At 60.7% G+C, this 25,459-nt stretch carries 23 protein-coding genes and 1 tRNA gene; 10 read left to right on the top strand and 14 right to left on the bottom strand.

Features of this window, described 5'->3' with window-relative positions:
- Positions 1-5: 5 nt before the first annotated feature.
- The gene (locus L904_RS22870) at positions 6-992 is read left to right on the top strand and encodes a beta-ketoacyl-ACP synthase III (protein WP_035264541.1); all 987 of its coding nucleotides are present in this window, start codon (positions 6-8) and stop codon (positions 990-992) included.
- Between the two features lie 75 nt (positions 993-1,067).
- Here the strand turns inward: L904_RS22870 and L904_RS22865 are convergent.
- Both L904_RS22865 and L904_RS22860 read right to left on the bottom strand, forming a co-directional pair.
- A tRNA-Gln gene (locus tag L904_RS22865) sits at positions 1,068-1,141 on the bottom strand.
- Positions 1,142-1,264: 123 nt separating this feature from the next.
- Positions 1,265-1,702, bottom strand: a complete 438-nt coding sequence (locus L904_RS22860) for an Lrp/AsnC family transcriptional regulator (RefSeq protein WP_003508428.1) — start codon at positions 1,700-1,702, stop codon at positions 1,265-1,267.
- Between the two features lie 129 nt (positions 1,703-1,831).
- Between L904_RS22860 and rocF the strand changes: the two genes are divergently transcribed.
- Positions 1,832-2,752, top strand: a complete 921-nt coding sequence (rocF, locus tag L904_RS22855; protein ID WP_035264543.1) for an arginase — start codon at positions 1,832-1,834, stop codon at positions 2,750-2,752.
- A 13-nt stretch (positions 2,753-2,765) separates the two neighbouring features.
- The gene (locus L904_RS22850; RefSeq protein WP_035264544.1) at positions 2,766-3,821 is read left to right on the top strand and encodes an ornithine cyclodeaminase; all 1,056 of its coding nucleotides are present in this window, start codon (positions 2,766-2,768) and stop codon (positions 3,819-3,821) included.
- Between the two features lie 21 nt (positions 3,822-3,842).
- On the opposite strand, the gene L904_RS22845 is transcribed toward L904_RS22850, so the two are convergent.
- From L904_RS22845 to L904_RS22825, 5 genes are all read right to left on the bottom strand, one after another.
- A complete protein-coding gene (locus L904_RS22845; RefSeq protein ID WP_035264546.1) occupies positions 3,843-4,727 on the bottom strand; it encodes a DMT family transporter in 885 nt (294 codons plus the stop codon).
- A 500-nt stretch (positions 4,728-5,227) separates the two neighbouring features.
- A complete protein-coding gene (gene iolG / locus L904_RS22840) occupies positions 5,228-6,220 on the bottom strand; it encodes an inositol 2-dehydrogenase (protein ID WP_003522091.1) in 993 nt (330 codons plus the stop codon).
- Positions 6,221-6,432: 212 nt separating this feature from the next.
- Positions 6,433-7,683 carry an adenylate/guanylate cyclase domain-containing protein gene (locus tag L904_RS22835; protein WP_035264547.1) on the bottom strand — a complete coding sequence of 417 codons (1,251 nt, stop codon included), beginning with the start codon at positions 7,681-7,683 and terminating at the stop codon, positions 6,433-6,435.
- Between the two features lie 232 nt (positions 7,684-7,915).
- Positions 7,916-8,146: a helix-turn-helix domain-containing protein gene (locus L904_RS22830; protein ID WP_003522093.1), complete on the bottom strand. Its 231-nt coding sequence runs from the start codon at positions 8,144-8,146 to the stop codon at positions 7,916-7,918.
- A gap of 256 nt (positions 8,147-8,402) precedes the next feature.
- Entirely contained in the window at positions 8,403-9,512 is a 1,110-nt protein-coding gene (locus tag L904_RS22825; protein ID WP_020809218.1) for an RHE_PE00001 family protein, read from the bottom strand.
- Between the two features lie 290 nt (positions 9,513-9,802).
- Here L904_RS22825 and L904_RS22820 point away from each other — a divergent pair, with 290 nt between their 5' ends.
- Positions 9,803-11,107 (top strand): MFS transporter, encoded by a 1,305-nt coding sequence (locus L904_RS22820; protein WP_020809219.1) that lies wholly within the window; start codon positions 9,803-9,805, stop codon positions 11,105-11,107.
- 61 nt (positions 11,108-11,168) lie between these two features.
- Here the strand turns inward: L904_RS22820 and L904_RS22815 are convergent, their stop codons facing one another.
- The 5 genes from L904_RS22815 to L904_RS22795 form a co-directional block, all read right to left on the bottom strand.
- The gene (locus tag L904_RS22815; RefSeq protein WP_020809220.1) at positions 11,169-12,506 is read right to left on the bottom strand and encodes a HAMP domain-containing sensor histidine kinase; all 1,338 of its coding nucleotides are present in this window, start codon (positions 12,504-12,506) and stop codon (positions 11,169-11,171) included.
- A 22-nt stretch (positions 12,507-12,528) separates the two neighbouring features.
- Complete coding sequence (locus L904_RS22810; protein ID WP_020010073.1) at positions 12,529-13,182, bottom strand: response regulator transcription factor; 654 nt, start codon at positions 13,180-13,182, stop codon at positions 12,529-12,531.
- 65 nt (positions 13,183-13,247) lie between these two features.
- A complete protein-coding gene (locus L904_RS22805; RefSeq protein WP_035264551.1) occupies positions 13,248-14,915 on the bottom strand; it encodes a phosphoethanolamine transferase in 1,668 nt (555 codons plus the stop codon).
- Between the two features lie 187 nt (positions 14,916-15,102).
- A complete protein-coding gene (locus tag L904_RS22800; protein WP_020809221.1) occupies positions 15,103-15,366 on the bottom strand; it encodes a hypothetical protein in 264 nt (87 codons plus the stop codon).
- A gap of 244 nt (positions 15,367-15,610) precedes the next feature.
- Positions 15,611-16,522, bottom strand: coding sequence for a LysR family transcriptional regulator (locus L904_RS22795; RefSeq protein WP_031233533.1), 912 nt, complete (start codon positions 16,520-16,522; stop codon positions 15,611-15,613).
- A 157-nt stretch (positions 16,523-16,679) separates the two neighbouring features.
- On the opposite strand from L904_RS22795, the gene L904_RS22790 reads away from it, so the two are divergent.
- From L904_RS22790 to L904_RS22765, 6 genes are all read left to right on the top strand, one after another.
- The gene (locus L904_RS22790) at positions 16,680-18,842 is read left to right on the top strand and encodes a TonB-dependent siderophore receptor (protein WP_020809223.1); all 2,163 of its coding nucleotides are present in this window, start codon (positions 16,680-16,682) and stop codon (positions 18,840-18,842) included.
- A 28-nt stretch (positions 18,843-18,870) separates the two neighbouring features.
- Positions 18,871-19,773: an iron-siderophore ABC transporter substrate-binding protein gene (locus tag L904_RS22785; protein ID WP_020809224.1), complete on the top strand. Its 903-nt coding sequence runs from the start codon at positions 18,871-18,873 to the stop codon at positions 19,771-19,773.
- Positions 19,770-21,734 (top strand): Fe(3+)-hydroxamate ABC transporter permease FhuB, encoded by a 1,965-nt coding sequence (gene fhuB, locus L904_RS22780; protein WP_020809225.1) that lies wholly within the window; start codon positions 19,770-19,772, stop codon positions 21,732-21,734. The genes L904_RS22785 and fhuB overlap by 4 nt, the downstream gene beginning before the upstream one ends.
- Before the next feature lie 34 nt (positions 21,735-21,768).
- Positions 21,769-22,578, top strand: a complete 810-nt coding sequence (locus L904_RS22775; protein WP_035263594.1) for an ATP-binding cassette domain-containing protein — start codon at positions 21,769-21,771, stop codon at positions 22,576-22,578.
- Positions 22,579-22,826: 248 nt separating this feature from the next.
- Positions 22,827-23,354, top strand: a complete 528-nt coding sequence (locus tag L904_RS22770) for a DUF992 domain-containing protein (protein ID WP_035263596.1) — start codon at positions 22,827-22,829, stop codon at positions 23,352-23,354.
- Positions 23,355-23,449: 95 nt separating this feature from the next.
- Positions 23,450-23,848: a cytochrome c family protein gene (locus L904_RS22765; protein WP_035263598.1), complete on the top strand. Its 399-nt coding sequence runs from the start codon at positions 23,450-23,452 to the stop codon at positions 23,846-23,848.
- Between the two features lie 3 nt (positions 23,849-23,851).
- Here L904_RS22765 and recX read toward each other — a convergent pair whose 3' ends face one another.
- Positions 23,852-24,442, bottom strand: a complete 591-nt coding sequence (gene recX, locus L904_RS22760) for a recombination regulator RecX (protein ID WP_035263600.1) — start codon at positions 24,440-24,442, stop codon at positions 23,852-23,854.
- 72 nt (positions 24,443-24,514) lie between these two features.
- Positions 24,515-25,435 (bottom strand): SMP-30/gluconolactonase/LRE family protein, encoded by a 921-nt coding sequence (locus L904_RS22755; RefSeq protein WP_035263602.1) that lies wholly within the window; start codon positions 25,433-25,435, stop codon positions 24,515-24,517.
- Positions 25,436-25,459: the final 24 nt, after the last annotated feature.

The raw sequence follows: 25,459 nt of genomic DNA, 5'->3' as shown, positions 1-25,459 counted from the left end.
TGACAATGCAGACCCGTTCTTCCCGCATGGCCGGTTTTGGTCATGCCGTTCCGTCACGATGCGTCGACAATGCCGAGATAGAGAACAGCCTCGGGCTGGAAGCCGGCTGGATCGAGCGGCGCACCGGCATCCGCACGCGCTATTGGGCGCAAGAGGGTGACACTCTGAGTGGCCTTGCGGTGAGAGCCGGCCGCATGGCGCTGGAAGATGCGGAAATCGACTCCGACGAGATCGCGCTGACGCTGCTTGCGACTTCCACGCCGGATCACCTTCTGCCGCCCTCGGCGCCGCTGCTCGCCCACAGGCTGGGCCTCGCCCGATCCGGTGCGATCGATCTCGCCGGGGCCTGTTCCGGCTTTCTTTATGCGCTCACCCTTGCGGATGGCTTTGTCCGCACCCACGGCCGCGCCGTCCTCATCGTTGCCGCCAATATATTGAGCCGTCGTATCAATCCGGCGGAAAGGGCAAGCGCGGTCCTGTTCGCCGATGCCGCCGGCGCCGTCGTACTCAAGCCCTGCCGCGAGGCGCAGCGCGGGCTTTTGTCGGCCGATCTCGTTGCGGATGGCGGCGGTTACGATCTGATCCAGATAGCGGCAGGAGGCAGCAGCCAGCCCTTCTCAGCCGAGACATCCGCCGAGGAGGCGCTGATGACGATGCGTGACGGCCGCGAAGTCTTCTCCCGTGCCGTGACGCTGATGACCGAGACCTCGCAAAGGGTGCTGCATCAAGCCGGAATGACGGCAGCCGATATCGACCGTTTCGTGCCCCATCAGGCCAATGCCCGCATGTTCGACGCCGTCTGCGGCAATCTCGGCATTGACAGGCAAAAGACAGTGCGCACCATAGAAAGCTTCGGCAATTCCTCCGCCGCCACCATTCCGCTTTCGCTCTCCGTCACCAATGCCGAAAGGCCTCTCGCGGAAGGCGAAACCCTGCTTTTGACGGCCGCCGGCGCTGGTATGACGGGTGGAGCGATCGTTTATCGTGGGTGAACGATGCCGGGCACGGGACGTCCCGATGCCGTACAATATTCAAAACTCAAGAAGCTGATTTCATTTGGAGAAATTTGGCTGGGGAACCTGGATTCGAACCAAGATCGACGGAGTCAGAGTCCGCTGTTCTACCATTGAACTATTCCCCAAAAGCTTTAAAGCGCGTGGCGCGTTCGCTTTGGTGGGTCGTCATATAGATGATTTATTCCGGGGCGCAAGTCGAAAAAATCGAAAAATGCGTTTTATCCCTGTTTTGCGTTTTGCTCCCCGGTTCAGAGCCGTGCCCGGGTGGAGCGCGGGGTGGAGAGCAAAAGGCTGGTCTCGCTGCCGGTGATGCCGGGCACCAGGCGGATGCGGCGCAATACCGCGTCGAAATCGCTGAGCGTGGCGGCGTTGAGTTCCACAATGAGATCCCAGCGGCCGTTGGTGCTGTGGATTTCGGAGATTTCCGGAAAACCGCCAAGGGTGCGGATGACGCGGTCCGTCACATGGCCTTCAATCTCGATCATCATGATGCCGCGGATCGCGGCCTCCACCGCATCAGCGCGCAAAATGACGGTGTAACCGATGATGGTGCCGTCATTCTCCATTCTTTCGATGCGTGAGCGCACCGTGGCGCGCGAGGTTTCCGTCTCGATTGCGAGATCGGAAATGCTGCGCCTGCCATTGTGTCGCAAAAGGGTGATGAGCCGTTCGTCGAGATTATCCATGATGACCAATTCGATAAATCAATTTTACCAGATCGATAGCTTATTTCGATAATATTGCCAATATTTGATGTTCATTTCGCCAGATCACTGTGGTGAACTGGGCTTGTTGGCAGGAAAGCGAGGACGGGAATGGAAATCAGGTTGATCGGTGCGCCGCTGCAGATCGGGGCCGGGCAATTGGGATGCGAAATGGGGCCGAGCGCCTATCGCGTCGCGGGGCTTGCTCATGCCCTTGAAGAACTGGGGCATCGCGTTGTCGATACCGGCAATGTGACGCCGGCGACCTTCCGCGAATTTAACCATCCCAATCCCGCCGTGCACCATCTGTCTGAAACCGTGGCCTGGACCGAGGCGCTGACGGAGGCTGCCTATCGTGAAAGCGCGGATGCCGTGCCGATCTTTCTCGGCGGCGACCATGCGATTTCCGCTGGGACGGTCGCCGGCATGGCGCGCCGGGTGGCCGAGACCGGCCGGCCGTTTTTCGTGCTCTGGCTCGATGCCCATACCGATTATCATACGCTTGAGACGACGCGCAGCGGCAATCTGCACGGCACGCCGGTCGCCTATTTCAGTGGTCGTGAGGGATTTGCCGGTTATTTCCCGCCGCTTTCCCATGCGGTTCCGGAAGACAATATCGGCATGATCGGCATCCGCAGTGTGGATCCGGCGGAGAGGGCCGCACTGGAAAAGAGCGGCATCACCGTGCACGACATGCGCTCGATCGACGAGCATGGCGTCGCCGTTCTGCTGCGGGCGTTTCTGGCGCGGGTTCAGGCGGCAAACGGGCTTTTGCATGTCAGCCTCGATGTCGATTTTCTCGAACCGTCCATCGCGCCGGCCGTCGGCACCACGGTTCCGGGCGGCGCGACGTTCCGCGAGGCGCATCTGGTCATGGAAATGTTGCATGATAGCGGGCTGGTCTGCAGTCTCGATCTGGTGGAGCTCAACCCGTTTCTCGACGAGCGCGGCAGAACCGCGACGCTGATGGTGGATCTCGCCGCCAGCCTGATGGGCAAGCGGGTTATGGACCGCCCGACACGGGCCGGCTGAAAGGGGTGATGCGATGACCGTGATACCGAACCTCAATATCGTGCCCTTCGTCAGCGTCGATCACATGATGAAACTCGTGCTGCGCGTGGGCATCGATACGTTCCTGCGCGAGCTTGCCGATGCGGTGGAGGAGGATTTCCGCCGCTGGGAAAGCTTCGACAAGACGCCGCGCATCGCCTCGCATTCGAAGGAAGGCGTCATTGAACTGATGCCGACCAGCGATGGCACGCTTTACGGCTTCAAATATGTCAACGGCCACCCGAAGAACATGAGGGAAGGCCGCCAGACGGTGACGGCTTTCGGCGTGCTTTCCGATGTCGGCAACGGTTATCCGCTGCTTCTGACCGAGATGACCATCCTGACGGCGCTGCGCACCGCCGCCACCTCTGCCGTCGCCGCGAAATATCTCGCCCGCAAGAATTCCCGCTCCATGGCCATCATCGGCAATGGCGCCCAGAGCGAATTCCAGGCGCGCGCCTTCAAGGCGATTCTTGGCATAGACACGCTGCGGCTATTCGACATCGACCCGTCCGCCAGCGAAAAATGCGCCCGCAATCTCGCCGGGCAGGGTTTTGCCATCAAGATTTGCGATAGTGCGCAGGAGGCGGTCGAAGGCGCGGATATCATCACCACCGTTACTGCCGACAAGCAATATGCGACGATCCTGACCGACAACATGGTCGGTCCCGGCATTCACATCAACGCCGTCGGCGGCGATTGTCCCGGCAAGACGGAGTTGCACCGGGATATTCTGCTTCGATCCGATATTTTCGTCGAATATCCGCCGCAGACGCGCATTGAAGGTGAAATCCAGCAATTGCCGGCGGATTATCCCGTCACCGAGCTTTGGCAGGTCATAACCGGTGAAAAGCAGGGGCGGGCAAGTGATCGACAGATCACGCTGTTCGACAGCGTCGGCTTCGCGACGGAAGATTTTTCGGCACTGCGTTACGTGCGCTCGAAGCTGCCATCCACCGGGCTTTATACGGAGCTCGATCTGCTGGCCGACCCGGATGAGCCGCGTGACTTGTTCGGGATGCTGCTGCGGTGTGAGGCGGCGCTCGTCTAGGGTCTTTCCAGCGCCGGCTGCCTATTTCGTCTCCCGGCGGTTCTTGCGGGCAACCACATGTTCGCGCCAGATGGTGAAGAGGCCGGCGGCAATGACGATCGCTGCACCGATGACCATGTTGGACGTCACCACCTCGCCATAGACGGTGACGCCGATGATGGAGACGAGCACCAGCTGATAATAGGAAAAGGGCTGCACGGAGGCTGCATCCGCCAGTTCGAACGCCTTTATCAGACAATAATGGCCGCTCATGCCGGTAATGCACAGCGCCAGCATCCAGCCCCAATCCTGCGGCTCGATGCTGACCCAATAAAACGGACCGACCAGCGTCAGGGCCGCCGCACCGGCCACGCCGGTGTAGAAGAAGCTTGTCATCGCCGAATCGCTTTTGCTGCCGAGGCGGGTCAGGACGCTATAGAGCGCCAGCATGAAGGTGGCCACGAAGGTGATCATCAGCCGGTTATCGAAACCGTCGCCCTCCGGCTTGAGGATGACGAGAACGCCGATGAAGCCGACAAAAATGGCGCTCCAGCGCCGCCAGCCCACATGTTCTCCCAGCAAAGGCATGGACAGCGCCGCAACGATCAGCGGTGCGGAGGCAAGGATGGAATGGCTGTGCGCCAGCCCGACGACGGCGAAGGAGAAGATCGAAATAACGATCTGTACGGCGAGAAGCACGCCGCGGCCGATCTGCAGCCAGGGACGATTGGCCATGACGGCGCCCCGAATGCCGCCCGCAGACCTTGCGGCCATCAAAAGAACGAAGACGGCAAAGGCCCAGTATCGCAGCATGGCGATAAAAACCGGCGGATAGGCGCTGCCCAGATGTTTCGATATGCCATCCTGCGCCGCAAAGATCGTGAAAGCGACAAGCGCATAAAGAAAGCCGGTCCTGGGTGATGGCATGAAAAAACCGCTATCCGACTGCCGCCGGCAAAAGAGTATTCGGGGTGAATGAGGTGGGTAACAGCCATATGTTACGGCCGTACCTTGTCAGACAACCTTATTTTCCGAATAGCTGCCATGCAAGTGTGGAAGCTGCCTTTTAAAGGGGCGATTGCTGGTACATGCTTTTGCTGCATTCTCTCCTCATCCCTGTGCCTGTCACAGGGATCCAGCCAGCCCAAGTCCTTGGGCTGAAAGGAGTTTTTCTCGCCGCGCAGACACGCGTCGGCTGGATTCCTGTGACAAGCACAGGAATGAGGGCGGTGGGGTGTGCCGACCTATTATGGAATCTTAGAGGCGCGACTTGTGGAATCTGAAAGGTGCGACGCGCTTCGAGTCGACGTAAAGCCTTGATGATATTGGCCCGTTGCCGAGGGCTTTGGGACAGGCAGGGCTGTCCGCCGTCAACGATTGCGCGGCGGACAGAAGGTTCAGCAAGACGCTCAGCGTCGCGCTTAACTTCAGCCGATCTTCACGGCCGTCTTCGAGGTCGCGGATTTCAGCGCGGCGTCGGCCAGTTTCAGCGCGATCAGACCGTCCTTGATGGAAGGCGACGGCGCGACATTGTTTTCGATGCTGTCGATGAAGGCGGTGATTTCCGCGGCATAGGCGGCCGTGTAACGCGTCATGAAGAAATCATGCAGCGGCGGGCGGGTGTAGCCATCCGCATTGGCGATTTCGATGGAAACCGGACGCTGGTTTTCGGCCGCTGCCGAACCGAGCGAACCGTGCACTTCGATGCGCTGGTCGTAACCATAGGTCGCGCGGCGTGAATTCGAAATGATCGCCTGCCTGCCGCTTTTCGTCGTCAGGATGATGCTGGCGCTGTCGAAGTCACCCAGCGCGCCGATTTCCGGATTGACGAGAACGGAACCGGTGGCGAATACGCTCTCCACTTCCTCGCCGAGCAGGAAACGGGCCATATCGAAATCATGAATGGTCATGTCGCGGAAAATGCCGCCGGAGACCTTGATATATTCGGCCGGCGGCGGGCCGGGGTCGCGGCTGGTGATGGTCACCATTTCCACCTTGCCGATGCGGCCATCGTCGATTGCCTTGTGAACGGCCTGGAAATGCGGGTCGAAACGGCGGTTGAAACCGAGCATCACTTTCGCACCGGTTTCCTCGACCACCTTGGCGCAGGCTTCCGCGCGGGCGACATCGAGATCGACGGGCTTTTCGCAGAAGATCGCCTTGCCGGCGCGGGCGAAACGCTCGATCAGGTCGGCATGGGTGTTGGTCGGGGTGCAGATGATGACGGCGTCGATCGTCTTGTCGGCCAGAACCTCATCGATCGTGCTGACCTTGCACTGCGCCTCGCGGGCGATTGCTTCCGCAGCACCGGCCATGGCGTCCACAACGGCCACCAACTGCGCACGGCTGTCGGTGGTGATCGCCTTGGCGTGGACCTTGCCGATCCGTCCAGCGCCGAGCAGTGCCAATTTCGTAACCATCTTTCCTCCGGTTTCTCACACCCGTCCCTCACTCCCGGAAAGACAGAATATGAATGCAAGCAATGTTTCGATATGGAATATATGTTCCATTTTGCTAGATCGACATCGCAGACGTGTCAAGCGTTTTGACGATGATCCAGACGGCCGAAATCACTCCTTCGGGAAGGTCATGCGGCGCGGATGGCCGGTGTCGTTAAAGCCCTTCGCGATAATCAATCGGCCGAAGCTGTCAGGGCCGCATTGTGGGGCAGGGCATATACCTCGACCGGGGTTTCAAGGCCGCGCAGCAGCCATGGACCGAGATTTTCCAGCTTTCCCTGATATCCGGCCATGCGCACGAATTCTTCGGAGAAAAGCACATTGCGCCCGGTCTCCTTGGTCAGCGTTTCCAGCCGTGACGCGATATTGACGGCGGGGCCGATGACGGTGAAATCGAGGCGGGTTTTCGAGCCGATATTGCCATACATGACATCGCCGACATGCACGCCGATGCCGTAACCCAGGGGATCGTGGCCCTTGCGGCAATTGATTTCATTCAGCGCAACGAGGCTCTTCTGCGCACTGGCGATGGCTTTCAGCAGGTTTTCGCAGGCCTGCGGGTCGCTGAGCGGGAAAATCGCCAGCAGCCCGTCGCCCATGAATTTCAGGATTTCGCCGCCGAATTCCTCGATGGGATCGCACATGGCGTCGAAATAACCGTTCAGAAGCTCGATGACATCGTCACGCGGCCAAAGGTCGGAAATATGGGTGAAATTGCGCAGGTCGCAGATCAGGATCGCCGCACCCACCGTCATGCCGCTGCCGCGCGTGGTAGCGCCGTTGAGGATTTTTTCGCCGGCATGCGGCCCCACATAGGTCTCCAGAAGGGTGCGCGTCATGCGGTTTTTCAGGCGTATTTCGCTGACGAGCGCGAGCGCCGGAAGCAGGTTTTTCAAGGCGAGGATTTCGCTGTCGGAAAAACCGCCGGGACGGTCGCTGGAGAAGGTGGCGACGTGGCGCTTGCCGAAGGTGTGCTTGATCGGCCAGGCGCAATAATCCGTCAGCCCCTCGGCCCGCAGGTCTTCGTAGATCGTATAGCCGGGCTCATCGATGTCCTCTCCGTTCAGCCGGTGACGAACTTCGGTGGCGCCCTGATGAATGTCGTTGATGGGGCTGTTCAGATATTCGGGCGTATTTTCAGACCCATAGCCATAGGTGGCGATCTCGGCGGAGGACAGGCCGGCTTTCCACAGAATGCGCGCGCCAAGCCATTGCGGATGGCGAATGCGGAAAGCGAGCACGCCCCGCGCCACGGAAATCCCGCTCGCCCGCAGCCTGTTGCAGAGCTCGACGAATATCTCGTCGATAAAGCGTTCGTCCTTGGTGCCGGTGATCAGCCAGTCGAGAATTTCCGTCTTTTCCGCTGGCCACAATTCATCCAATGCTGAAGAAACCCGTTCTTCGGTGTCGAGACTTAGTGTCATGGCAGGATTCCGGAGGTTGTTGCTGCTCTCGCACAAGCGGGGCACATGTCGCACTCGGCCGAACATGGTCGCTCGTGAACCCCATGTGGTGCCGGATAACGAAAATGTTAAGAGAGGGGCGCGGAAAATGTTCCGGAAGGGACTGGCGGCATCGGGCCACGCGCGCCGCCCGGATGTTCCCTGGAACATCGTCCCCGGCGGCGCTGAGATTTTTGATGATCGCTAAGGCGGATCAGATAACGGTTTCGACAGGAATATGAAGTGCTGCGGCAACGCGTCTGATGCGCAGCGGATCGCTGTCCGTGCCGTCTTCGAGCGCGCGTATTTCGCTGGTCGTCAGGCCGCAGGTCACGGCAAGCTGTTCGACCGTATATCCGGCGAGATTGCGCGCGGTGAGAACCTTTTTGGCAAAAGGAGCATCGGTTTCGTGATCGGAATCGGGTTGTGAGATTGAAATTGTCATTATTGCATCTCCCTCAGAATGGACACTTAAATGCGGGCGGCAAAAAAAAGTTGCCGGGGCCGAATGCGACCGCGTTGCCGGAGAAGAAAATCGGTGCTGCAACGCAGCGAGGAACATAGCGGCTTCATCGACCTACGCAATAGTTAAATTTTGTTAAGATTCGTGATCGCTGCATTCCTGCGGCACGCCTCTGCCGGAAAAAGGCCGAGATACCGCCGTTTTTCGGGGCTCTTGCGAGGGGCGGTGGCGGCTTTTGCTACAGCATGCCCCAGGCGCGAAACCGGCCGCGACCCGTCACTTCCCGCAGTTCCAGCTGGTTGGCGAGCCCGATCGCGCCCTGCGGCGTGGTGCCGAGTTCCTTGACGATCATCGCCGCCGAAACCACCGGTCGGGAGACGACAAGCTCCACGAGTTCGGGCAGGCGCGAGGAGGAACGCCGGCCTGCCAGCTTGCGCATCATGCGTTCTCGCGCATGGGCCAGCCGGTCATGTTCCTTCATGCCGGCCTGCGCCGCTTCGTAAAAGCTGTCGAGAAGTGCGAGAACGCGCTGCGTCTGGTTTCGAGCGTGCCGGCGCTCCCGTGGGACCGCGCGAAGACCGGCGCTGAGGGCCGGCAGGTGATCTGGCGTGACGGCGCCGTCGCGCAGAAAGGCGGAGGCCAGAAGCCGGCCGAGCCAGGGGCTGCGTTGCAGCACCTCGATCATGTTCCACGCGTCGAGAAGGATGGCGGTGCGAAGAATCGTCGGCAGTTCCTCCGTCCGCGCATGGACGTCCCACCATTCTTTCAGCCGCTCATCCTCGTCCCAGTCGGGTTCGTTGATGATCGCATGGCTTTCCTCCCTGTGCATTGGCGGAAGCGCGCTGCCGGTGGTGATCGCATCGAGCGTTGCGGCGCTTCGCGCCAGAAGCGCGTCCAACTCGGAAAAAGCGCCATCCAGCGATGTTTCTTCCTCCGTGTCGGTGTCTTCATCGCGGGAGTGGTCGAGCGCTTGTCTGGGAGGCGCTGGCTCTTCGGCAAGTGCCGCCCTGCCGCGTAGCCTTGAAAGGCCTGGCGCGGTAAACGCCCAGCCGGGGGCATTGGAAAAGATCAGCCGTCTCGAGCGGAGAATCCGGTGCGCCGCCGTCATTTCATGGGTTGGTGCGCGCACATCCATATGCGCGTCATGCAGCACCAGATCTTCCATGTGGACGAGCTCGCCATCCACCCACATGGAGGAAATCGCATCGGTGAAATCCTGTCTTTCGATGAAGCCGTGTTTCATCGGTGACCGGTCGATCCGCTCGTCCAGCCGCGCCAGCGCCTCTCCGGCACGGGCGGCGGCAATGAGAAGCTTTTCGATCTGGACGTCCGATATATCGTAAATCATTGATATTTTTTAGTTTAAGCGCGGGCGGCTTACAAGGCGGATCACAGTCGGGCGGTTTTACTTTTGAGGTTTCCACCCGAAAATCCGCTGAAAAAAGGGTGGCGGAAGGCCGGGAATCGGCAGGGCTTCAGCCGCCATGGCTGGTTTTTCGGCAATATCGCGGTGCGGTATAAACTTGCGCACCGCAACATGACGGGTATATACCCCCACCGAGAGCGACAAATTATCACACCTTCCGTTCGCCCTTCCATCTCCAGACGAAGATGAATTGGAGTTTACCCGTGAATATTATGGCAAATGGTCCCGCCACCGCGCCGGACCAGAAAACCCGTTTGAAATCCATTATCGGCGGATCGGCGGGCAACCTCGTCGAATGGTACGATTGGTACGTCTATTCGGCCTTCACCCTTTATTTCGCGCCGGTGTTTTTCCCTTCCGGAAACCAGACCGCCGAGCTCCTGAGTGCAGCCGCCGTTTTCGCCGTCGGATTTCTGATGCGGCCCATCGGGGCCTGGTTCATGGGCACCTATGCCGACCGCAAGGGCCGCAAGGCCGGTCTCACCTTGTCCGTCACGCTGATGTGTCTCGGTTCGCTGCTGATCGCGATTACGCCCGGCCATGAGGCGATCGGCATTGCCGCGCCGGCCATTCTGGTTTTCGCAAGGCTTCTGCAGGGCATCAGCGTCGGCGGTGAATATGGCGCCAGCGCAACCTATCTCAGCGAAATGGCCGGCAAGAACCGCCGCGGTTTCTTCTCCAGCTTCCAATATGTGACGCTTATTTCCGGTCAGCTTCTGGCGTTGGCGGTGCTTCTGGTGCTGCAGCGGGTTCTGACGCCGGAACAGCTCGGCTCCTGGGGCTGGCGCATTCCCTTCTTCATTGGCGGCCTTCTGGCGATTGCGGTGTTTTATATCCGCCGTGGCCTTGTCGAGACGCAGTCCTTCGAAAATGCCAAGACCGGCGCTGCCGACAAGCCGAAGTCCAGCGGATGGGCGCTGTTCAAGCACTATCCAAGGGAAGCGCTGATGGTCATGGCGCTCACCTCCGGCGGCACGCTCGCCTTTTATGCCTATACGACCTATCTGCAGAAATTCCTCGTCAACACCTCCGGCTTCAGCAAGGAAAGCGCCACGGAAATCACCACGGCGGCGCTCTTCGTCTTCATGCTGTGCCAGCCGATTGCCGGCGCGCTGTCCGACAGGATCGGCCGCAAGCCGCTGATGGTCGGCTTCGGTATTCTCGGAACGCTGTTCACCTATGCGATCTTCAGCACGCTTGCGACGACGACCGATCCCATCATGGCTTTCGCTCTCGTGCTGGTCGGCCTGTTGATCGTTACCGGCTATACCTCCATCAATGCGGTGGTGAAGGCGGAAATGTTCCCCGCCCATATCCGCGCGCTTGGCGTGGCTCTGCCCTATGCGCTGGCGAACACCATATTCGGCGGAACGGCGGAATTCGTGGCCCTGAAGTTCAAGCAGATCGGCCACGAAAACTGGTTCTTCTGGTATGTGACGATCATGATCGCCCTGTCGCTGGTGGTTTATGTGAAGATGCGCGATACGCGGGATCACAGCCATATCCACGAGGATTGAGCGACCGCCATCCAGACCGGCAAAAGCCCCGTCCTTCCGACGGGGCTTTTTCTTTCGGCATTCAGGCGGTTTCGGCGGGAAGGACGATGCGGGCCTCAAAACCGTCCTGCCGGCCCGGCGCCGGCGAGGAAAGCACCAGCTCTCCGCCAGCCTGCTCCACCAGGCTCTTGACGATGGCAAGGCCGAGCCCGGTTCCGTCCGCCGTGGTCTGGCCCCTGGTAAAACGCGTCGTCAGCTTGGGTAGAAGCGCCGCGTCGATTGTCGCCCCGGAATTGACGATGCGGATCGTGCCGTCCGCTTCGGCGACGACCTGCACCGGGCTTTCCGCCGGGCTGTGGATCAGCGCGTTTTCGAGGAGGTTACGGACGATGATGCCGAAGGCATCCGCGCCGATCCTGCAGGACAGGCCGCCTTCACAGCGATTGGTGAAGCGGATGCGGGATGAACCGATGGCCGTTCTCATCATGTCATCGATAACCAGTTCGAGAACGGGAATGAGATCGTTTGCCGTGTCGGTGACCCCGATCCTCGCTTCCGCGCGCGACATCTGAAGCAGTTTTTCGGCCAGGTGGGCGAGATGCTGCAGGGATTTTTCGATGTTTTCCACACGCGGTGCAAGCTCCGGCGGAATGTCGGCATGCAGCCGCTGCGCCTGCGCCAGCGCGCCGGCAATCGGCGTGCGCAATTCGTGGGCGCTGTTAGCGGTGAATTCCCGTTCCGCCTCGATTGCCGATCGCAATCGTCCGAGCAGCAGATTGACCGAACGGGCAATGGGATGGAGTTCGCCCGGAAAGGGTTGCGTCGGCAGCGGCGCGAGATTGCCGCCGTCCTTTTTGCCGATGTCGTCGCGCAGGGTCTGTATCGGTCGCAGCGTTCTGCGCACCACGACAATGACGGCGAAAATGCTGGCGGGAATGAGGATGAGAACGGGAAGCAGCAGCGCGGTGCCCGCCTCTTCGATTGCCTCGCGGCGATTGGCGAAGGCATCGGCAACCTGCAGGAAATAGTTTCCGTCCGGTGTCGCAACCGTAAAGATGCGCTGGGTTGCGGTTTCGGAAAAACCGGGTTCGAGCGAAACCTCGAAAGGCTCCGTCGAGCTGTCATGCGAATGCAGCACCACCTGTCCTTCCCGGTCGCGCACCTGATAGGTCAGATATTCCGCCCGTTCCGACGTCTGGTTGAGCTTTTGCGCGGCAGGCGCGGTGTTGTTTTCCCTGAGGTCGTCCACCAATAGCGGCAGCAGTCTTTCGGCGGTTTCCTCAACGCCGGCGTCGAAAATCTCGGCGAATTCGTCCTGCATCACCATGACGCCCAGCCCGCAGGCGAGAAGCCAGGATATGGCGACAACGCTGGTCAGCGCCGTCACGAGCTTGCGGGTCATGCTGGTCGGTCTGGCCATTTCTGCCTGCTTGTAATTCTGACTATCGGATGGTGTAGCCGACGCCGCGCACGGTCTCGACGCGGTCATGGCCGATTTTCTTGCGCAGCCGGCTGATATAGACCTCGACCGTGTTGCTTTCTATTTCCGCGCCGAATTCATAAAGCGTGTCGTGCAATTGTGCTTTCGAGACGACCGCGCCGGGATGTTCGACGAGTTTTTCCAGCACGGCCCATTCCCGGGCGCTCAGCGTCTGCGCCGTTCCATCGACCGTGATATTGCGCGCCACCTGGTTGATCTCGATGCCGGGCAGGCGGATGACGGGAGCGGAACGTCCTTCGTAACGGCGCGAGACCGCCAGCATGCGGGCCGAAAGCTCGTTGAGATCGAAAGGTTTGACGAGATAATCGTCCGCACCGGCGTTCAGCCCGGCGATCCGGTCGGAGACCTGGTCATGGGCCGTCAGAATGATCACCGGCGTCGCGTCGTCGCGCTGGCGCAGGCTTTGCAGAAGGGTGATGCCCTCGCCATCCGGCAGGCGCATGTCGAGCAGGATGAGGCCGTAACCCATCGTCAGCGTCGCCGCCATGGCGTCGCCGAGCGTCTTGAACCAGTCGACAGCATGACCCGCCGCCGCGACATGGTCCCGCAGCGCTTCGCCCAGCACATGATCGTCTTCAACAAGCAGAACCCGCAAGACAGCTCCCTCTATCGCTTCGTCCTGCGTATCTCTTTCTCCGGATAAGCGTCAAGCACGGTGTTTCAGCTGTTCTGGCGCTGGGAGCAGCCGCCGAAGACATCGAGCGAGGGATCGTAGACCGAAGTGGAGACGTTCATCATGCCAAGGATGCTGTGGAAATAATTGTCGTGCGAGCGCCCGCCCTCCGCCGCGGTTTTTGCGAGGCAGGCTTTGTTGAGCCCCATGGATTTCGCAAAGTCGTCGTCGAACCAGACGAGAAACGGCACATGGGTCTGCTGGTCGGGCGCCAAAAGATAGGGCGCGCCATGCAGGTAGACGCCGTTCTCGCCCAGCGACTCGCCGTGGTCAGACGCATAGATCATGCCCGTCGCCAGCCTGTCGGAACGGGCCTTCAGCTTGTCGATCACGGTCGAAAGGAAATGGTCGGTATAAAGAAGCGTGTTGTCGTAGGAGTTGACGATCTCCGCGTCGGAGCAGTTGCCAAGCTCGGCCGTGCGGCAATCCGGGGTGAATTTGCGGAATTCGTCGGTATAGCGCAGATAATAAGTCGGCCCGTGGCTGCCCATCTGGTGCAGCACGATGACACTGTCCCTGGTGACGTTATTGAGCCAGGAGTCGAGCTTGTCGAAAAAGATATCGTCGCGGCATTCCCCGCCGGTGCAGAAGCGGCTGTCATTGGTGGAGGGCAGGTCGAAATAGGGGATGCGGTCGGCCACGTTCTTGCTGCCGGTATTGTTGTCCAGCCATGTCGCGCTGACCCCGGCATGGACGAGAACATCCATGACGTTTTCATTGGCGAGCGCCTTTTTGTGGCTATATTGCGAACGCGGGAACTTCGAGAACATGCAGGGAATGGAAATCGCCGTCGCGGTGCCGCAGCTGGTCGTGTTCGGAAAATAGATCACGCCGCGTTTTGCGAGTTCGGGATTGGTATCGCGCCCATAGCCGTTCAGGGAAAAGTTCGCGGCCCGCGCCGTCTCGCCCGCAACGATGACGGTGATGCGAGGTTTGCGGACGCCGCCCAATGAAGGCAGGACCTTTGCATCCCCGCCGACCGGGCTGACCTGAATATCGACTTCCTTGCCTGCCAGCGTGAAATAGTGAATGGCCGACATGATCGGCGACAATGGATTGACGCTTTTGACGATATCCTTGTGCTGGCGCACGGCGGTGGTGAAGGTCTTGGAATTGGCGAAGCTGATGATGCCGGCGATGGAAAGACAGATCAGGATGCTGATCGTGTTCCACAAAAGCTTGTCGAGGATCGGTCGATGGCGCACACGCACGGCGACGATAACGAGGGACGGCACCAGTCCGTAAATCGCCATGTGCCAGAGAAAGCCGGGCGTGATCAGATTGCCGGCTTCCGCCTGTGTCGTCTCCATGGCGTTGCGGATCATGTCGCTGTCGATGACGATGCCGTAGCGATCCATGAACCAGGAAGCGGCGGCCGCCGCGAAGATAAGGGCGATCAGAAAAGGCTTGATGAGATATTTGGCGGAAAAAATGATGATCATGGCGCCGAGAAGGGCGGCCATGGCGGCATAAAGCGCGACAATGGCGACCGGATAGGCGGAAAGATAGGTGTGAACCTTCGACCAGAATGTCCGGTTCGTGAAAAACAGCAGATAGGCAGCCGTCAGCAGGCTGAGCGGCACGCTGCCGATTTCCGGACGATATGTTACTGTTCCCGTCGCTTTCGCGGTAAAAAGAGCCACTGTCAGATCCACCAGATTTCCAATAGGCCGGCGGCAACGGAGACGGGGCGAAAATGCCGTCGTCCAGGCTGCCGCATGGGCCGATCAATGGCGGATGCGTCATTTTGCTGACATCAACCTGAAAGCTTGTCATGGAAGTGTCACACTCCGTCGTGGCCGTTCGGTGGTGGTGTTTGAGATTGTCGAGACGATAGAGGCCTTAATTGAGGCCCACGATGCCTGTGGCGGTGGTGCGCGTTGCAAATATGCGCGTGGCCCTGACCGGCAGCAGGCTGCCTGCGGGCAGGTTCTGGAAGGTCACCGTCGCCCCGGAAAGCAGGGTCAGGCAGATATGGCCGCCATTGCCCACATAGATGGCGCGGGTGGGGGAAGGAAGCGGGCTCGTATCGTCCGGAACCACATCGAAAGCGTGGAATGCCGGGGATTCGAGGCCGGCGGCGTGGTGTTCGTAAGTCTCAGCCATTGCTGTCTCCCGTAAATTAAAATCTGCCGCGATTATGGGGTGCGCTGCGGCCGCGGGGAAAAGCGGGGACAGGAAATATCCGGACAGGATTTCGTTCCTGTTTTCGGCCGGCCCGCAAGCGCGTCATTCTTTTCGCAATCCCATGCGGTTACGCCGCCCCCGCCTGTTGCTACCGATGCGGCGCAAACGGGTGATGGCGGATTTTTCGTCCACGGGATCGGCGGGCAGGCGGATGATGCCCGCTTCAATTGCGCATATGGAGAATGAAGGCCCTGACGGCGGGAGAGGCTTCCGTTTTCCGGTGGGCGATGGCGAGGTCCGAGGTCGTGGAACTGGCCGCAAGCGGCACATAGCGCACGCCGGGCAGCCTCAGGCAATTAAGCGAGCGCGGCACCAGCGCGACGCCGAGGCCGATGGCCACCATGCTGGCAATCGTGGTGTAGTCCCTGCCTTCCGGGGTGATCGTCGGCTGGAACCCGGCTTCATTGCAGGCCTCTATCGTATTGTAATGAAAGCCGACATCCGGCGGTTGCCGAGGAGTAATGAAGGTCTCACCGGCAAGGTTTTTCAGATCGACCTGCAGCGCAAAGGCCAGGGGATGGTTTTCAGGAAGTGCGGCCATCAGCGGTTCGCGCAGCACCACATGGGTTGTCACACCTTCCGGAACAGGCGCGGGCGGGCGGATGAAGGCGAAGTCCAGATTGCCGTCGGCAATCTTGGCCAGTTGCAGCCGCATCTCCATTTCGATCAATTGCAGCTCCACATCGGGATGGGAAGCGCGGAAACTGGCGATGGACCGGATCATCAGGCCGGAATAGGCGGCCGAGGCGACATAACCGATGGAAATGCGCCCGGTTTCGCCGCGGTCGACGCGTTTGAGCGCCGCAAGCGTCGCCTCGGCATTGGCGAGGATCTTCCGGGCGTCCTCGTAGAGAAGCTGGCCGGGCGTGGTCAGCTTCACCGAGCGGCGCGTCCGGTCGAGAAGCGGCATGCCGACAATCTGCTCGAGCGCCATGATCTGCTGGCTCAAACCCGGCTGGGCAATGCCGAGGCGGGCGGCGGCGCGCTCGAAATTGCGCTCATCCACCAGCGTGGTGAAATAGCGCAGGTGGCGCAATTCGAACGTTTCTGCCCGGCTTGCCGGTTTCCTGCCCATCGTCACGGCCTTTCCGGCAGATTTGAATAATTCCAAGCTATTATCGCTGCGAGTTTTCATAATCAATAGTTCTGAAAAAAACCGGCTGCGCTTATTGGATCACAATCCGTCCCTTGCGTAATAAGATGACTTAAATTCTCCAGAAAAATGCCGCCTTATGGTGGCGCGGGTAATGAAGGGTCTTGGGGTGCAGGGAAAAACCAAACACATTTCCATTCTGGCTGGCGGTTGCGCCGTCGTCGCCTATGTGGCCTTTTTGGCCCCGTCTTCCGCCCTTGCGCAGGAGGCCGGTACGACGGTGCTGCAGACCATCACCGTGGAGGGCGCCAAAAATCAAGATCCCAAGGCGCCCGTGAAAGGCTATGTGGCGAAAACCAGCGCCAGCGCCACCAAGACCGGGCGATCCCTGATCGAGACGCCGCAATCCGTATCCGTCATCACCAAGGACCAGATGGATGCTCAGAACGTTCGCAATCTCAGCGAGGCGCTGAATTATGTTCCGGGTGTCGTCGCGCAGCCGTTTGGGGCGGATCCGCGTTTCGATGCGCCGCGCATTCGCGGGTTCCAGGGAAACCAGTTGCAGTTCCTGAACGGTCTGCGGCTGATGCGCACCGCCGGTGCGCCCTCCTATGAGGTTTACGGTCTGGAGCGCGTGGAAGTCATTCGCGGGCCTGCTTCCGTTCTTTTCGGTCAGGGCAATCCCGGCGGCCTCATCAATCTCATCAGCAAGCGGCCGACCTTCGAACGGTTCGGCGAAGTCGGTGTGCAGATCGGCAGCTTCGACTATTACCAGTCGATGTTCGATATTGGCGGCCCGGTGGCGGATAGCGACAGTTTCGCCTATCGCCTGACCGGCCTTGCGCGCAACGCCCATGCCCAGACGGACAACTTGCAGAACGACCGTTATTTCATCGCACCGGCGCTGACCTGGCAGCCGGACGAGGATACGAAGCTGACGGTTCTTGCCTCCTATCAGCACGACAATCCGAGTTCGCCCTCCGGCCTGCCGCCGGCGCTGACCTATCTCAGACCCGGCAATATGCTGGACCGCAGCTTTTATGTCGGCGATCCGTCCTTCGATACGTCGAGCCGCAAATTCACCAATATCGGCTATGAATTCGAGCACCGTTTCGACGAGACCTTCACCTTCCGGCAGAATGCGCGTTATTCCAATTTCGACTGGTCCTACCGCGCGCTCGGCATGTCCTCGACCAGCGGCGGCATGATCGGCAATCTCATCCGCCGCAATGCGACGTTCCAGGACGAGCTGCTGAACACTTTCAACATCGACAACAGCCTGCAGGCGGAGTTCTCCACGGGGCCGATCGACCACACCCTGCTTGTCGGGCTGGACTACCGTTATTTCGACAATAACGTCAAAACCGAATTCTGGGCCGCGACGCCGCTCAATCCCGTCAATCCGGTCTATGGCGGGCCGATCAGCCTCACCTCGCGCACGCTTTATGCCGATGTGAAGACGGATATTTCCCAGATCGGCCTTTATGCGCAGGACGAGATGGCCTTCGAGAACTGGCGCATCACCGCCGGCCTGCGGCAGGACTGGGCAAGCACCAGCGGCACGACCTTCAACGGCACCGCCTACCGTTCGCTCGACAAGGACGATCACAAGCTGACCGGCCGCGTCGGCGTCAGCTATCTGTTCGATGGCGGCATCGCGCCCTATGTCAGCTACGCGACCTCCTTCGAACCGGTGCCGCAGCCGGCTGTCGGCGATGCGCCGAAACCGACCACCGGCGAACAATGGGAAGCGGGCGTCAAATACCAGCCCGAGGGTTTCGACGGTTTCTTTTCCGCCGCAGTCTACGATCTGACACAGAAAAACGTCACGACGACGGTGGGCGGCGTAACGCAGCAGATGGACGAGGCGCATGTGAAAGGCCTCGAGCTTGAAGGCGTCGCAAGCCTTGCCGACGGGCTCGACCTGCGCGCGGCCTATACCTACATGGACAGCGAGGTCTCCGGCCGCGTGAATAACGGCAAGGAGCTGGACAGCACGCCCCGGCACGCCGCAAGCCTCTGGCTGGATTACACTTTCCCGGAAGATACCGCCCTTGAGGGTTTCGGCATCGGCGGCGGTGTGCGTTATGTCGGAAAACGTTATGGCGATGCCGCCAATACCTTCGAGATGAAGGGCCTCGCCCTGCTCGATCTCGGCGTGCATTACGAGAAGAACGGCTACCGCGCCTCGCTTCTGGTGCAAAACTTGACTGATAAAGAATATATTTCTAGTTGCTCCACTTTCGGATGCTATTACGGTGACGGAAGAACGGTTATGGGCAAGCTGACCTACCGTTGGTGACGCCATATCAAAGTGAAGCAGCAGGGGCATGACGCGCAAGGATCGATGGATGTCCCCCCTTTGGGGGCGGCGGGAATTTTTAGGCCTGCTCGCTGCTTCGGCTCTTGCTGGCAAGGCGCGCGCGGCGGTCACGCCACGCCTTGCCGCCATCGACTGGGCCATGCTGGAAACCGCCGTTGCGCTCGGCGTCATGCCGGTGGCGGCGACCGAGCTCATCCAGTTCCGGGTGGATGCGGTCGAGCCGGAAATCCCTGCAACCGTCGCCGATCTCGGCCTGCGCGGTGCGCCGAATTTCGAGCTTCTGCAACTGACCCGGCCCGATCTCATTCTGATTTCGCCCTTCTACACCCGCTATACCGGCAGGCTGGAAGCGATTGCCCCGGTCTTCTCGCTGCCCTTTTACGTGAAGGGCGAGCCGCCTTTCGCAAAGGCGCTGGCGGCGGTCTCCGCCCTTGGCGACAAGCTCGGCAAGGGCGATGAGGCGCGCAGGGTTCTGGGCGAAACGGAAGCGGCGCTGCAAGCCATGCGGACCCGCCTTGCCGGTTTTGCGGCGCGGCCGACCTATGTGATAAACATCGGCGACGCCCGGCATTTTCGCGCTTTCGGTGCGGATAGCATGTTCGGGGATGTTCTTGGCCGGCTGGGACTCGCCAATGCCTGGGTGGATCGTTCGCAATTCACCTTCGCGGCCCCGGTGCCGCTTGAAAACCTCGCCGCTTCGCCCAATGCGCGCATCGTCATCGTCTCCGATATTCCGGTCGAGGCGCGGGAAACCCTGCGCAGCAGCGCCATATGGCGCGCGCTGCCTGCCGTGCGGGAAAACCGGGTAGTCACGCTCGGCAATGTCGGCCCCTATGGCGGCATCACCGCCGGCATGCGCTTCGCGCGGCTTCTGAGCGAAGCGCTCTCGGCGCAGGGAGAAGCCCTGTGACGGCGCGGCCTCTCCAGCTTTTCTTCGGGCTGCTGTTCGTTCTGGCCTGCGGGCTTTCCCTGCATGCCGGGCTGTTGCGGCTGCCTTTCGGTGCATGGCCCGGCCTGCCGTTCGATGCCGCCACCATGTCGATGGATCAGGTGATTTTCGCCTTCAGCCTGATGCCGCGCGTGGCGGTCGCCATTCTGGCGGGGGCGATGCTCGGCCTGTCGGGTGCGTTGTTCCAGCAATTGCTGCGCAATCCGATTGCGGATCCTTCGACGCTCGGCATCTCGGCCGGCGCGCAACTGGCCATTGTCATCGCCACGCTGTTCTTTCCCTCGGTGCTGGATGGCAACCGCGCCTTGGTGGCGCTCGCTGGCGCGGCCGGTGCGGCCGGCATCGTGTTTCTTCTTGGCTGGCGACGCTCCTTCGAACCGGTGACCATGGTGGTGTCGGGGCTGCTGGTCGGCATCACCGCCGCGTCCGTTTCCGCCGCGCTGACGCTGGCACAGGGCGAATATCTGATGTCGCTGGTCGTCTGGAACGGCGGCTCGCTCAGCCAGCAGGACTGGTCGAACGCCTTGTCTCTCGCGTTTCAGCTTGTTGCCGGGCTCGTTCTGACCGGCCTGCTGATTAAGCCGCTGACGGTCCTCGGTCTCGGCGATGCCGGTGCGCGATCGCTCGGCGTCTCGCTGTTTTCGATCAGGCTGGCGGTCGCCGCCGTCGCAGTCATGCTGGCCGCCTTCGTTGCTTCGGCGGTCGGTCTCGTCAGCTTCATCGGCCTTGCAGCACCTGCGCTCACCCGGGCGCTCGGTGTGCGGCGTTCGTCTTCGGTGCTCCTGGTTTCCCCGCTTCTGGGCGGTCTGCTGCTGTGGTTCTGCGACGGTCTCGTGCAGCTTCTGGCAAGCACGACGGCCGAAGTTTTCCCGACCGGCGCGGTAACGGCCCTGATCGGCGGCCCGCTGCTTTTGTGGCTGCTGCCGAAAATCCGGCCGACCGATGTGCATCGCGGTGAAGGCGTCGAGCTGGCGACAAGACGCCGGCTTACGGCCCTGCTGCCGGTACTGGCCGTCATGGCGGGGCTGGTTTTTGCAGTGCTCGCCATCGGCAAGGGGCCCGATGGCTGGACGGTGCTGAAGGCTGACGATCTGCAAAGCCTGCTGCCGTTCCGCTGGCCGCGGCTGGTGGCGGCCGTGGCCGCAGGCGGTCTTCTGGCCATGGCGGGAGCGCTTCTCCAGCGGCTTACCGGCAATCCCATGGCAAGCCCGGAAGTAATCGGCGTCAGCGGCGGTGCAGGTCTCGGTTTTGCCGCCGCCATCACGATTTTTCCGGCCGCCGGTCTTTTCGAACTGTTTTGCGGCGCCGGCATCGGCTCTGCGGCCGTCATGATCCTCGTCCTGCTGTTTTCCATGCGCCGGCACCTCGCGCCGGAAAAAATCCTGCTCGCGGGCATTGCCATCAGTTCGCTCTGCTCGGCCGTTCTCTCGGCGCTGCTTGCGATTGGCGACCAGCGGGCATGGCAGATCCTCGCCTGGCTCAGCGGCTCGGGTTCGACGGCGACGCCGGCTTCGGCGATCTTTCTCGCCATTCTTTCCACCGTGCTGCTGGCGGGCGCGCTATCGGTCACGCGCTGGCTGACGATCCTGCCGCTCGGACGCGATGTGCCGCTCTCCCTCGGACTGCCGCTCGGCGCGGCGCGCATCGCCGTCATCGCGGTGGCGGGCATTGCCACCGGGGCTGCCTCGCTGCTCGTCGGTCCATTGAGTTTCGTCGGATTGATGGCGCCGCATATTGCGCTTCGCGCCGGTTTCACCACGCCGCGCGACCATCTCTTCGCCTCCTTCCTGTTCGGCGCGGTGCTGATGGCGCTTTCCGATCTTGGCGCACGGACAGTCACCTTTCCTTATGAGCTGCCGCTCGGGCTTTTTGCGGCGCTCGCAGGCGCGCCCTATCTGATCTGGCTTTCAGGCAGGCGATGATGAATTTTTTGAACGATGTACGGAGATGAGAACCATGGGTCAGGCAGCACTTGCCGTCGATTATGACGATATTCCGCTTTTTTCTCTCGACGGCGTGACGATGGAAGTGCCGGGCAGGACATTGCTCCAGCCGCTGACGGCCAGTTTTGCGACCGGCAAGACCATCGGTCTGATCGGTCATAACGGTTCGGGAAAATCCACGCTGCTCAAGATTCTCGCGCGGATTCAGGAGCCGACGGCGGGCAGGGTCTCATTCGAGGGTAAGGCGCTCGGCGCCTGGGGCAATCGGGAATTTGCGCGAAAGCTTGCCTATCTGCCGCAATATACGCCGGCCGCTTCCGGCATGCTGGCCAAGGAACTGGTGGCGCTCGGCCGTTATCCCTGGCACGGCGCGCTTGGGCAGTTCACCAAAGCCGATCAGGAGAAAGTGGACGAAGCCATCGAACTCACCGACACCGTCGCCTTCCGCGACCGGCTGGTGGATACGCTTTCGGGCGGTGAGCGCCAGCGCGTGTGGCTCGCCATGCTGGTGGCCCAGAATGCCGAAAGCCTGCTTCTCGACGAACCCATCTCCGCACTCGACATGGCGCACCAGATCGAGGTGCTTTCGCTGGTGCAGAGATTGTCGCGCGAAAAGGGTCTCGGCGTCATCGTTGTGCTGCACGACGTCAACATGGCGGCACGGTTCTGCGATGAGATCGTCGCGCTTCATTCCGGCCAGCTGATTGCACGGGGAACGCCGCAGGAGATCATGACGCCGGAGACGCTGCAGCGCATCTATGGCGTTCGCATGGATGTCATGACCCATGCCGCCACCGGCTTTCCCGTCGCCCTGCCGCTTTGAGGTTGTTGCAGCAAAACAACGGCCGGCAACGCTGGCTGTTGATGGCGATTCCGCACGCATTTCCCGCCCTAACAATGTCTTAATGGCATCCTACCGCCATCAGACATTGTTAACCGTTCCGCTTTCATCGCCTCCAATTAAGTTGTTTTGGATCGATTTCAGGGAACAAACGTTAACAGTGCGGAATTCAATATCCGGAGAGGGCAAGAAGGGCTGCTGCGGGTAGGAATAAAACAGGAGAAAATCAGATGAAAAAGGCTGTTGCCGTAACTTTTGCCGCATTGACGATGGGCCTCGGCGGAACCGCATCCGTCCTCGCTGCCGACCTTGCAAGATATGAGCCGGCTCCGCAGGAGCAGGACGATCGCAACGGCGTCAAGATCGGTTACCTCACCTGCGATATCGGCGGCGGCGTCGGTTACGTTCTCGGCTCGGCCAAGGAACTGGATTGCACCTTCCAGTCCACCATGGGCGCCCGTCGCACCGACCATTACACCGGCGCCATCCGCAAGATGGGTGTCGACCTCGGCTTCACCACGCAGGGCCGTCTGGTCTGGGCCGTTTTCGCCCCGACCGCCGGTTACCACCGCGGTTCGCTCGGCGGCCTTTATCAGGGCGCAACGGCTGAAGTCACCGTCGGTCTCGGCGTCGGCACCAACGTTCTCGTTGGCGGCACGTCCGGCTCCATCCAGCTGCAGACGGTCAGCGTGACGGGTCAGGTTGGTCTCAACCTCGCCGCCACCGGCACCTCCGTGACGCTCACGGCCATGAACTGATCGGCAAAGTGCCCGGCCCCGGCCGGGCATTCTGTCGCATCTCAAAACACGCCCTCTTCGTTGTCAGACGGAGAGGGCGTTGTATTATCCGGGCCATGATTTTCACATTCAGAAGTGTCGCGGCGGTTACCGCCTGTTCTTTCCTTTTGGCGACAGCCGCTTTTGCCGAGGGCGATGCGGCCCATGGGGAGAAGGTCTTCAGCCGCTGTTCCACCTGTCACAGCGTCGACACGCCACGCACCCGCATGGGGCCGCATCTGATGGGTGTCGTCGGCAGGCCGATGGCTTCCGTGACCGATTACGGCCACTATTCGCAGGCGCTGAAGGATGCCGGCGCGGCTGGCGGGGTGTGGTCGGAGGAGGAACTGCAAAAATTCATCGCCAGCCCCAAGAAGGCGATACCGGGAAATGCGATGCGTTTTTTCGGGCTGTGGAGCGAAACCGATATTGCGGATCTGATCGCCTATCTGAAAACGCATCCCATGCCGCAATAGCGGTCAGAGCGGTGCTTCAGCGATAATCTCTTCCGCCTCTTCGAACGTCATCGCCATCACCTTCGCGCCGATCTCAAAGCCGAAGCCGTTACGGGCGAAAGCGGAGAATTCCCTGGCCTTGCGCTTCTCGTCCAGTTCTACACGGCGAAACGGTCCGAAGGCGCGCTTGCGCGCGAAGATGACGGCCGCGACGAGATCGTTTGTTTCCTGCAACGCGACCGCAGCCGTTTCCCGGGCGATACCCTTGATCTGAAGTTTCTGCGCGAGCCCGCGTTTCGACTTGCCGCTGCGCTGGCCGCTCCGCACGGTAATTTCCGCGAAAGCCGTGTCGTCGAGCGCCTTGATGCCATAAGCGAAGGTTACGGCAAATTCGCCGAGTGCCCTGACCTGCGCCGGGCTGATATCCTCGAATTTTTCCCGCGCCTTGCGCATGATGGCGTCGCGCAGCTGCTTTTCCGTCATCATGCGCTGTTCCAGCCGGTAGAGAGCGGAATTGCGCGCCCAGGACAGCATCCGGCTGGTGGGTTCAATGGCCGGCGCGTCGCCGTCCTCGGCCATGTCATCGGTCAGGAAGGGGCTGGAATCGTCGTTCATTCCGCTTTTATAGCGCGGTGAAGCCGTCTTGCCAGTTCCTTCCCGGCCCGTTTCCTCCGGTTTTTCAGTAGCTCAAGGCGTTTGCGCGCCGGTTGCGGCGACATAGACCGAATAAAGCGATTTCGTCGCGGTGATGAACAGGCGGTTCTTTTTCGGGCCGCCGAAGGTGAGGTTCGCGACCGTCTGCGGCACCCTGATCTTGCCGAGGAGCGTACCTTCGGGGGAAAAGCAGTGAACGCCATCGCCGGCGCTGGTCCAGAGGTTGCCGGCCGTATCCAGACGGAAACCGTCCGGCAGGCCATTGTCGAGGTTGCAGAATTCCCGGCCGTTGGCGAGCTTTACGCCATCCACCACGTCGAAGACGCGGATATGGCGCGGGCGGGAGACATCGTGGCTGTAGGAACTGTCTGCGACGTAGAGCTTCGTCTCATCAGGCGAAAACGCAAGCCCGTTCGGCTGCACGAAATCATCGATGGCGATGTCGATCTTTCCGGTTGCGGGATCGAGCCGGTAGACATTGCGCGTCTTCTGTTCGGGTTCCGCCTTGTAGCCCTCGTAGTCGGAAAGAATGCCGTAGGTGGGATCGGTGAACCAGACGCTGCCATCGGATTTGACCACCACGTCATTCGGTGAGTTCAGCCGTTTGCCGCCGTAGCTGTCGGCGAGAACCGTGATCGAGCCGTCGACTTCGGTGCGGGTAACGCGGCGGTCGCCATGTTCGCAGGAAACGAGCCGTCCCTGCCGGTCGCGGGTATTGCCATTGGTGAAATTGGAGGGCTGACGGAACACCGAGATCCCGCCATCCGGCACCCAGCGCAGCATGCGCTGATTGGGAATATCGCTGAACAGCAGGCAGTTCAGATCGGCAAACCACACCGGGCCTTCGGCCCAGCGGCAGCCGGAATAAAGCTCTTCCAGCTCGGCATTGCCGACGATCAGATGGCGAAAGCGGTCATCGTGGATTTCGTAAGGGGAGGTCTTGTCTGTGGTCATGAGCGTGGTCCGCTTGGGGGCTTG

It is taken from the genome of Agrobacterium sp. LY4, assembly GCF_001526585.1.
GTDB lineage: Bacteria > Pseudomonadota > Alphaproteobacteria > Rhizobiales > Rhizobiaceae > Agrobacterium > Agrobacterium leguminum.
Note: the sequence above shows the minus strand (reverse complement) of the source record. Positions and strands in the feature narration are given on the sequence as shown.

Coding starts and splice junctions, on each gene's coding strand:
- iolG (WP_003522091.1), bottom strand. CDS start 6,220: ATGGTTACGAAATTGGCACTGCTCGGCGCTGGACGGATCGGCAAGGTC.
- L904_RS22845 (WP_035264546.1), bottom strand. CDS start 4,727: ATGCCATCACCCAGGACCGGCTTTCTTTATGCGCTTGTCGCTTTCACG.
- L904_RS22825 (WP_020809218.1), bottom strand. CDS start 9,512: ATGATTTACGATATATCGGACGTCCAGATCGAAAAGCTTCTCATTGCC.
- L904_RS22860 (WP_003508428.1), bottom strand. CDS start 1,702: ATGGATAATCTCGACGAACGGCTCATCACCCTTTTGCGACACAATGGC.
- rocF (WP_035264543.1), top strand. CDS start 1,832: ATGGAAATCAGGTTGATCGGTGCGCCGCTGCAGATCGGGGCCGGGCAA.
- L904_RS22815 (WP_020809220.1), bottom strand. CDS start 12,506: ATGGCCAGACCGACCAGCATGACCCGCAAGCTCGTGACGGCGCTGACC.
- L904_RS22775 (WP_035263594.1), top strand. CDS start 21,769: ATGGGTCAGGCAGCACTTGCCGTCGATTATGACGATATTCCGCTTTTT.
- L904_RS22800 (WP_020809221.1), bottom strand. CDS start 15,366: ATGGCTGAGACTTACGAACACCACGCCGCCGGCCTCGAATCCCCGGCA.
- L904_RS22820 (WP_020809219.1), top strand. CDS start 9,803: ATGGCAAATGGTCCCGCCACCGCGCCGGACCAGAAAACCCGTTTGAAA.
- L904_RS22795 (WP_031233533.1), bottom strand. CDS start 16,522: ATGGGCAGGAAACCGGCAAGCCGGGCAGAAACGTTCGAATTGCGCCAC.
- L904_RS22830 (WP_003522093.1), bottom strand. CDS start 8,146: ATGACAATTTCAATCTCACAACCCGATTCCGATCACGAAACCGATGCT.
- L904_RS22755 (WP_035263602.1), bottom strand. CDS start 25,435: ATGACCACAGACAAGACCTCCCCTTACGAAATCCACGATGACCGCTTT.
- L904_RS22770 (WP_035263596.1), top strand. CDS start 22,827: ATGAAAAAGGCTGTTGCCGTAACTTTTGCCGCATTGACGATGGGCCTC.
- L904_RS22765 (WP_035263598.1), top strand. CDS start 23,450: ATGATTTTCACATTCAGAAGTGTCGCGGCGGTTACCGCCTGTTCTTTC.
- L904_RS22870 (WP_035264541.1), top strand. CDS start 6: ATGCAGACCCGTTCTTCCCGCATGGCCGGTTTTGGTCATGCCGTTCCG.
- recX (WP_035263600.1), bottom strand. CDS start 24,442: ATGAACGACGATTCCAGCCCCTTCCTGACCGATGACATGGCCGAGGAC.
- L904_RS22790 (WP_020809223.1), top strand. CDS start 16,680: ATGGTGGCGCGGGTAATGAAGGGTCTTGGGGTGCAGGGAAAAACCAAA.
- L904_RS22850 (WP_035264544.1), top strand. CDS start 2,766: ATGACCGTGATACCGAACCTCAATATCGTGCCCTTCGTCAGCGTCGAT.
- L904_RS22785 (WP_020809224.1), top strand. CDS start 18,871: ATGACGCGCAAGGATCGATGGATGTCCCCCCTTTGGGGGCGGCGGGAA.
- L904_RS22835 (WP_035264547.1), bottom strand. CDS start 7,683: ATGACACTAAGTCTCGACACCGAAGAACGGGTTTCTTCAGCATTGGAT.